The following is a 7,522-nucleotide window of genomic DNA, read 5'->3' on the forward strand; positions in this document are numbered from 1 at the left end:
CCGCATGACCATGACCGATGTCCGGGTCGCTCCGCCGGCGCCGGAACCCGAAGAGGTCACCGACCGCGCACGCCACGAGCGGCGGCTGGGGCTGACGTTGTCGGCGCCCGCGTTCCTCGTGATGGTGTTCGTGACCGCCTACCCGCTGATCTACGCGGTCGTGCTGTCGCTGTACAACTACCGGCTGACCGACCCGGAGGGGCGCGAGTTCGTCGGGCTGCGCAACTACGCCACCGTGCTGACCGACTCGGTGTGGTGGTCCGACTTCGTCACCACGCTGATCATCACGGTGGCCAGCGTCGCGATCGAACTGGTGCTGGGCTTCGCCTTCGCCTTCGTGATGTACCGGATCATCCAGGGCCGCTCGCTGGTCCGCACGGGCATCCTGATCCCGTACGGCATCGTCACCGTCGTCTCGGCGTACATCTGGCAATTCGCCTTCCAGCTGGACTCGGGATTCGTGAACCAGTGGTTCGGGCTCGGCGACTTCAACTTCTTCGGCCAGCGATGGTCGGCCCTGTTCGTCATCATCCTGTCGGAGATCTGGAAGACCACGCCGTTCATCTCGCTGCTCCTGCTGGCCGGGCTGGTGCAGGTGCCGGAGGAATATCAGGAGGCGGCCCGGGTCGACGGCGCCACACCCTGGCAGCGGCTCTGGCGGGTGACCCTGCCCAACATGAAGGCGGCCATCATGGTCGCGCTGCTCTTCCGCACCCTGGATGCGTGGCGCATCTTCGACAACCCGTTCATCATGACCCGCGGCGCCAACAACACCGAGACGCTCTCCTTCCTGGCCTACCGGCAGAACGTCACGCTGGTGAACCTGGGCACCGGCTCGGCCGTCTCCGTGCTGCTGTTCCTCACCGTCGTGATCATCGCGTTCATCTTCGTCAAGGGATTCCGCACGGACCTGTCGCAAGTTCGGGGTGATCGGTGATGGCGACGGATCGCAAGGTCAGCAACTGGTGGACCGTCTGGGGTCTGCTGATCCTGGTCTGGGCGCTGTTCCCGCTGTTGTGGATGGTGTCGCTGTCCTTCAAGGACCCCGACACGTTCCGCAGCGGGGAGCCGACGTTCTTCCCCAAGGACTGGGTGTGGGACAACTACCGGACCGTCTTCACCGACTCGCTGTTCACCAGCGCGCTGCGCAACTCGGTCGGCATCGCGCTGATCGCCACGCTGCTCGCCGTGATCGTCGCGATGTTCGCCGCGTACGCGATCGCCCGGATGGACTTCCCCGGTAAGAAGTTCCTGCTCGGCATGGCCCTGGCCATCGCGATGTTCCCGCAGGCGGCGCTCGTCGGCCCGCTGTTCAACATGTGGCGCAACCTCGGCATCTACGACACCTGGCTCGGCCTGATCATCCCGTATCTGACGTTCGCGCTGCCGCTGTCGATCTGGACCATGTCGGCGTTCTTCCGGCAGATCCCGTGGGAGATGGAGCAGGCGGCCCAGGTCGACGGGGCCACCGCGTGGCAGGCGTTCCGCCGGGTGATCGTGCCGCTGGCCGCGCCGGGCGTGTTCACCACGGCCATCCTGACGTTCTTCTTCTGCTGGAACGAGTTCCTGCTGGCCATCTCGCTGACCTCGACCGACCGGGCCCGGACCGTGCCGGCCGCCCTGTCGTTCTTCACCGGCGCCTCGCAGTTCGAGTCGCCCATCACGTACATCATGGCCGCCTCGGTGGTCGTGACGATCCCCGTCGTCATCCTGGTGCTGCTGTTCCAGCGCCGGATCATGGCCGGCCTGACCGCCGGCGCCGTCAAGGGCTGAACTGGGAGGACGCCGCCATGGCCGCCATCGAAATGCGGAACATCGTCAAGCGTTACGGCGACGGCTTCCAGGCCGTCGACAACGTCAGCCTGGACATCGCCGACGGCGAGTTCATCATCCTCGTCGGCCCGTCGGGCTGCGGCAAATCGACACTGCTGCGCATGATCGTCGGCCTCGAGGACATCACCTCGGGCGACATGATCATCGGCGGCACCCGGGTCAACAAGAAGGCGCCCCGTGACCGCAACCTCGCGATGGTGTTCCAGAACTACGCCCTCTACCCGCACCTGACCGTCTTCGAGAACATCGCCTTCCCGCTGCGGCTCAAAAAGACGCCCGACGCGGAGGTCACCGAACAGGTCAACCGGGCCGCCGAGCTGCTCCAGCTCACCGAGCACCTCGACCGCCGGCCGGCGCACCTCTCCGGCGGGCAGCGGCAGCGCGTCGCCATGGGCCGGGCGATCGTGCGGCAGGCCGACGCGTTCCTGTTCGACGAGCCACTGTCCAACCTCGACGCCAAACTGCGCGGGCAGATGCGCACGGAGATCTCCCGCATGCAGCGCCGGCTCGGCACGACCACCGTCTACGTCACCCACGACCAGACCGAAGCCATGACCCTCGGCGACCGCATCGCGGTGCTGCGCAAGGGCGTGCTGCAACAGGTCGGATCGGCCCGGCAGCTGTACGAGGAACCGGCCAACCTGTTCGTGGCCGGTTTCATCGGGTCGCCGCCGATGAACTTCGTGCCCGGCCGGTTCCGGGGCGGCGAGATCGAGACCCCGTTCGGCACGGTCTCCGCGTCCAGCGAGCGACTGCGCAAGGTCGGCGACCGGGAGCTGGTCATCATCGGCCTGCGCCCCGAGCATTTTGAGGACTCCTCGCTGGTGCCGGCCGAGAAACGGCCCCACGGCCAGATCTTCACCGCCGAGGTCGACGTGACCGAATGGCTGGGCCACGAGCTTTACGCGTACGTCCCGTACGAGGCGCCGCCCGAGGTCACCCAGCAGCTCGAGGAACTGGAGCGGGAGCTCGACAGCGAGCAGATGCGCACCCAGCTCGTCGTCGCCCTGGACGCGGGCAGCCGGATCCGCTCCGGATCGAAGGCTCAGCTGTGGTTCGATCCGGAGCGGATGCACGTCTTCGACGCCGCGACCGGGGAGAATCTGACCCGCGACCCCGATCGCGTCTTCGAGCAGGACGAGCCGGTCAGCAGTTGAAGCTGGCCGCCCCGGCGGCCATCTTCAGCCCGCCGAGGATGTGGGCCAGCAGCAGCGGGTCGTTGTAGTACTCGGCCTTGTGGCCCATGGCGGTGTAGAAGGCACGGCCGCCGTCGTACCGGTGGCACCACGAGATGGGGTGGTGCCGGCCCATGCCCGGTGAGCCCTCGGGCTCGCTGTAGCCGCGCGGGTCGTACGTGCGCTCGTCGACCTCGGTCAGGACCCGTACGGTGCCCCAGGGGTTGGTCCGGAAGTTGTACCACTCCTCCTCGCGCACCCACCGGCGCGGCAGCGGCTTGGTGGCAGCGGTGTCGTGGCCGAGCACGTGCAGGGTGGCGGTCTGGAACTGGTCGTTGACGCCGCCCGGGTGGTCGCGGAAGTAGGCGCCGACCAGGCCGCCGTACCAGGCCCAGTCGTACTCGGTGTCGGAGGCGGCGTGGATGCCGGCGTAGCCGCCGCCGTGCCGGATGTAGCGCTCGAAGGCGGCCTGCTGGGCGTCGTTCAGCACGTCGCCGGTGGTGCTCAGCCACACCACCACGTCGTAGCGGGCCAGGTTGCGGTCGGTGAACGCGGCCGCGTCCTCGGTCGCGTCGACCCGGAAGTGGTTGCGGGCGCCCAGCTGCTTGATCGCGGCCACCCCGGCCGGAATCGAGTCGTGCCGGAACGCCGCCGTCTTGGAGAAGACCAGCGCGCTGAACCGCTGATGCCCGCCGGACGCCGCGGCTGGGCTCGCGAACCCGGCCACGACCAGCAGCGCGACTGCGAATCTGATCAGAAACCTCATGATTCCTCCCGTCGTCGATCGAAGCCTATGACTTCCTAGCGACCGCGGGGAAGGCGCTGGAGATACCTGTCCACCGCCCAGTCACCGACCCTCTCGCCGTGCGCGGATCGCGAGGAGCGGCACGAGCACACCACGAGCCACGGCGGCCACGGCGGCCGTGGGAGAAGCGCCCGGGGCCCGGCCGTGGAACGCATAGGGACGCGATCGCGGGTCGATGGCGTTCACCGCATCGTGAATGGCGAGGTGGACCATCGCGTACATTCGCGATTCATGAAGCGGATTATTGGCCGGAGCCAGACACGCTCCGAGCGCCGCCGCCCCGGCATTGTCATTCCATTCGATCACCGCCGGCCGGAACGCTTCACTCTTCTGTCGAAGATCTGTCAGCGACATTCCGCGAAATAAGCGGAAAGCTCATTTGAAAAGCGTGGGACGGGGGTCCTTATGATTGCCGAAATCTTGGTTCGTGCGCTGGTCGCGACGTCCATGCTGGTGAGCGCTCCGGCGCCGCCGGGCGATTGGACCACGGCGCTGGAGAAGGTCGTTCACGCCGACGTGACGCAGTCGGTGACGCTGCCCGGCGGGGACGTGCTGTGGGTCTTCGGCGACACGACGCGGGTCAACGGCGTGTCGACCGTCGGCCCGTGGGGCTATCCGCACAGCGCGTTCGCCCGGCAGACGGCCGGCACGCTGAACTTCACAGCAATACCGGGGCCTTACGGGTACGGATGGCAGCAGGTGCCCAACTGGTCCGACGGCACCTATTTCTGGATGTCCACGCCGATCGTCGACAACGGCACCCTGTATGTCATCGGCGAGCGGATCCGGGGCGTCAGCCCGTTCACCGTCGTGGGGCCGTACGTCGCGGTGTTCGACGCCTCCACGCTGGCCTTCCAGCGGATCGTGGCGCTGCCGGCCGGCGCGACCGGCACGACGATGTGGGGCGGTGTCGCCCGGACGGCCACCGGCTGGTGGCTCACCGGCACGCATCCGGTGGCCGGCAAATCGGTCGGTGACATGGCGTTCGTGCCGTTCGGCCGACTGGCCGACGGAACGCGGTGGACCGTCCACGACAACGTCATCCCGTCCAGCACGGAGATCGGCGTGGTCCTGGCGCTGCACCGGACCGCCACCGGCTGGGAGATCTTCACCAAGCGCGGCGACGCGTACGGCGGCACCCAGATCGAGCGGCTGACGGCCCGGACCGTCCTCGGCACCTGGACGGTCAACGGCCTGTGGGACGCGCCGAGTCCCCCGGGCACGATCACGTACGCCGTGGCAGTGCACCCCGAGCAGACCGCACCGGCCGGGCAGGTCCTGGTGTCGTACAACGTGAACGGAAATGAGGCGGACTACTACCCGCGGTTCCTTTATCTGCCCGGGGTCGCCCGGCAGACGTTGGAGTAGACGCCCTTGTCGTACCACTTGGCGGCCTGCATGCGGAACTCGTAGGCGGTGCCGTTGGCCAGGCCGGCGCTGGTGACGGGCTGGGCGCTCATCGGGTACTGGTAGACGGCCGGATCGGGCACCCAGGCGCCGCCGGCGAAGCGGAGCTGATACCAGTACCCGGTCGCGCCGGGTGACTCGGTCCAGGTCAGCGTCACCTTGCCGTCGCCCGGGGCGCAGCGCAGGGTGAACGGCAGCACCGGGCCCACCGGCACAGTGAGCGACAGCGGATAGGGCGGCCCGAGGCCGAACGCCGAGGAGAGCACGTCCCCGACGGCGTCCGCGATCCGGATCTCGCCGCGGGCGTTCGGGTGGGTTCCGTCGTACGAGTCGTGGGGCGTCACACCGTAGTCGGCCTCATATCCGGCCGGCGGCGGCACATACGCGACCGGCGGACCGCCGTCGGTGGCCTTACCCCAGACAACGGCGCCCAGCCACCGGTTGTACTCGGCGAATCGCGCGGCCAGAGCACTGTCGTGCTCGGTGCCGTACGTCGGCGGCACCCCGGCCACCACGACGCGCACGCCCGGCTTGCCGGTTCTCGCGCGATCGATGAAGGCGGCCATCTGCCCGGCCAGGCCGACCGGATCGGCGCCGAACCAGACCAGGTCGTTGATGCCGAGCAACACCAGCACGTAGTCGGGCTGATAGGTCCGTACGTCGGCCTGGATGGTGTCGACCGCGCCGGCGTAGGCACCCGGCCAACTGGCGAGGGCCCTCCCCCACCGGGCGTTGTGGTCGCGGTCGAAGGCCGGATCGGCGTAGGTCCCGGTCTCGACGACGTCACCGGCCGGCGACCGCACCGGATCGAACAACCCGCTGCGCGGCCCCACGAAATCAACGGCGACCCCGCTGCCCGTCAGGTGCTTCCACAGCCGGTACCGCCAGGTGTAGTCCCCGGCCGACCCGTGCGACACGGAGTCACCCACCACCATGACCCGCAGCACCGCCGCCTCCGCGGGCGACTGCGCCAGCACCAGACCGGTCACGGCCGCCAGCAGTACGGACAGCCCGCGACGCAGGATCCCCTCCATACCGGCCACTGTAAGTGCATTCACCGGCATATGGCCCCGCTCCCACTCGGCAAATCTTGAGCCCCCTTGATCAAATGCCAACGAATAGACGGCGCGGCGGACGGCCGAGCTGTCGTGACCTCCACACATAAATCCAGAAATACCCCGAATGGAACCATCGAACGAAGCGCCTACGGCTTGCATCAGGCGGCGGCAAAATCACCACGCCCGCAATTCCGGCGTCGCCGACAATGGCGTGACGCGCCTGCCGGGACCGGACAAGAACGGTCGATTCCGAATGGCGCACCCACCGCCGACGGCCGAGCCCCACGGCGGACCCCGCAAATCCGCACTGCCCGGCGAGCCCGGCCCGCACGGCGGCCTTCGGCGGCACCGCCACGGCCCGAGCTGCCACCTCGGCCGCGGCCACCGCTTCAGGCCGCATCGCCGCCGCGACCTGAACCACCGTCCCCACCTCGGCCGCCGGCTCAGGCGACGTCGCCGCCGCGACCTGAACCACCGTCCCCACCTCGGCCGCCGGCTCGGGCGGTGTCGCCGCCTCGGCCTGCCCTGTCATCTCGGCCCGGGTCGTCGACTCCGTCAGCGCCCCCGCCTCGACCTCGACCGGCTCGGCCGCGGGGCCAACAGGCGCGGCCTCCTGCACGCCGTCCGAGTGACCAGGAGCCACCGCCTCGCCAACGGTCCCGGACGGACACGGCCGGAGCACCCACTCGACGTCGTCTTCCCAGACCAGCGGCGGTATCCGCTCGAACGGATCATGCAGACCCAGCTCACCGCACACCCGCGAACAACCATGTAACTGGCACAACTTCAACGCATGGCGTCGTTTAAGTCCCCATCGTCGCCGATCCGCATGGTCACGCCGCAATTCCACCATCTCCGGCGAATGACTCGGCACCCCTGACCAATCCCGCATAGCAGCGATAACAGACCTCGAAAAGAACCTTGGGTTCTTGCGGTGGTTGCAACACCTGACGGGTTGGGGTCAGGGTGGGTCAGTCATCAGGGGAGCGGGAGTGGCGTCGGCCGACGACAGCTCGTCAGGATCGTTATCTTCGGCTGATGGGGCAAGGGTGGAGTAACGGGCAGGCGTGTCGGGAGGTCGGTATCTCCCCGGCGACGGGTCGGCGGTGGCGTCATGGATACACCATTCATGCCGGCGGCCGGGTTTATACGTATCCGCCTTTGACCGCTACGCCGGGACCGGTCGCGGCGCGGTTCTTGTCCGAGCAGGAACGGCTGATGATCGCGGATCTGCTGCGTGAGGG

The 7,522-nt window shown here is 68.2% G+C and carries 8 protein-coding genes and 1 pseudogene; 5 read left to right on the forward strand and 4 right to left on the reverse strand.

Going from position 1 to position 7,522, the window contains the following annotated elements:
* Positions 1-4: 4 nt before the first annotated feature.
* The 3 genes from CRP55_RS15900 to CRP55_RS15910 are packed head-to-tail and all read left to right on the forward strand — an operon-like array spanning position 5 to position 2,990.
* A complete protein-coding gene (locus tag CRP55_RS15900) occupies positions 5-937 on the forward strand; it encodes a carbohydrate ABC transporter permease (protein WP_097320697.1) in 933 nt (310 codons plus the stop codon).
* Complete coding sequence (locus tag CRP55_RS15905) at positions 937-1,773, forward strand: carbohydrate ABC transporter permease (RefSeq protein WP_097320698.1); 837 nt, start codon at positions 937-939, stop codon at positions 1,771-1,773. Before CRP55_RS15900 ends, CRP55_RS15905 begins: the two co-directional genes overlap by 1 nt.
* A gap of 17 nt (positions 1,774-1,790) precedes the next feature.
* Positions 1,791-2,990 carry an ABC transporter ATP-binding protein gene (locus CRP55_RS15910; protein WP_097320699.1) on the forward strand — a complete coding sequence of 400 codons (1,200 nt, stop codon included), beginning with the start codon at positions 1,791-1,793 and terminating at the stop codon, positions 2,988-2,990.
* Here CRP55_RS15910 and CRP55_RS15915 read toward each other — a convergent pair.
* Positions 2,980-3,774 (reverse strand): ThuA domain-containing protein, encoded by a 795-nt coding sequence (locus tag CRP55_RS15915; RefSeq protein WP_097320700.1) that lies wholly within the window; start codon positions 3,772-3,774, stop codon positions 2,980-2,982. The genes CRP55_RS15910 and CRP55_RS15915 overlap by 11 nt on opposite strands.
* Before the next feature lie 81 nt (positions 3,775-3,855).
* A complete protein-coding gene (locus CRP55_RS52120; RefSeq protein ID WP_143234639.1) occupies positions 3,856-4,167 on the reverse strand; it encodes a hypothetical protein in 312 nt (103 codons plus the stop codon).
* Between the two features lie 66 nt (positions 4,168-4,233).
* Between CRP55_RS52120 and CRP55_RS15925 the strand changes: the two genes are divergently transcribed.
* Positions 4,234-5,181: a hypothetical protein gene (locus CRP55_RS15925; protein ID WP_143234641.1), complete on the forward strand. Its 948-nt coding sequence runs from the start codon at positions 4,234-4,236 to the stop codon at positions 5,179-5,181.
* Here the strand turns inward: CRP55_RS15925 and CRP55_RS15930 are convergent.
* Entirely contained in the window at positions 5,145-6,254 is a 1,110-nt protein-coding gene (locus CRP55_RS15930) for a GDSL-type esterase/lipase family protein (RefSeq protein ID WP_179855190.1), read from the reverse strand. The two genes, CRP55_RS15925 and CRP55_RS15930, sit on opposite strands and share 37 nt — an antisense overlap.
* 70 nt (positions 6,255-6,324) lie before the next feature.
* Positions 6,325-7,035, reverse strand: a complete 711-nt coding sequence (locus CRP55_RS53035) for a hypothetical protein (RefSeq protein ID WP_179855162.1) — start codon at positions 7,033-7,035, stop codon at positions 6,325-6,327.
* A 281-nt stretch (positions 7,036-7,316) separates the two neighbouring features.
* On the opposite strand from CRP55_RS53035, the pseudogene CRP55_RS56220 reads away from it, so the two are divergent.
* Positions 7,317-7,522 (forward strand): annotated as a pseudogene (locus CRP55_RS56220) (helix-turn-helix domain-containing protein); the annotation flags it as partial.

Origin of the sequence: Paractinoplanes atraurantiacus, from assembly GCF_900215205.1 — a bacterium.
Taxonomy (GTDB): domain Bacteria; phylum Actinomycetota; class Actinomycetes; order Mycobacteriales; family Micromonosporaceae; genus Actinoplanes; species Actinoplanes atraurantiacus.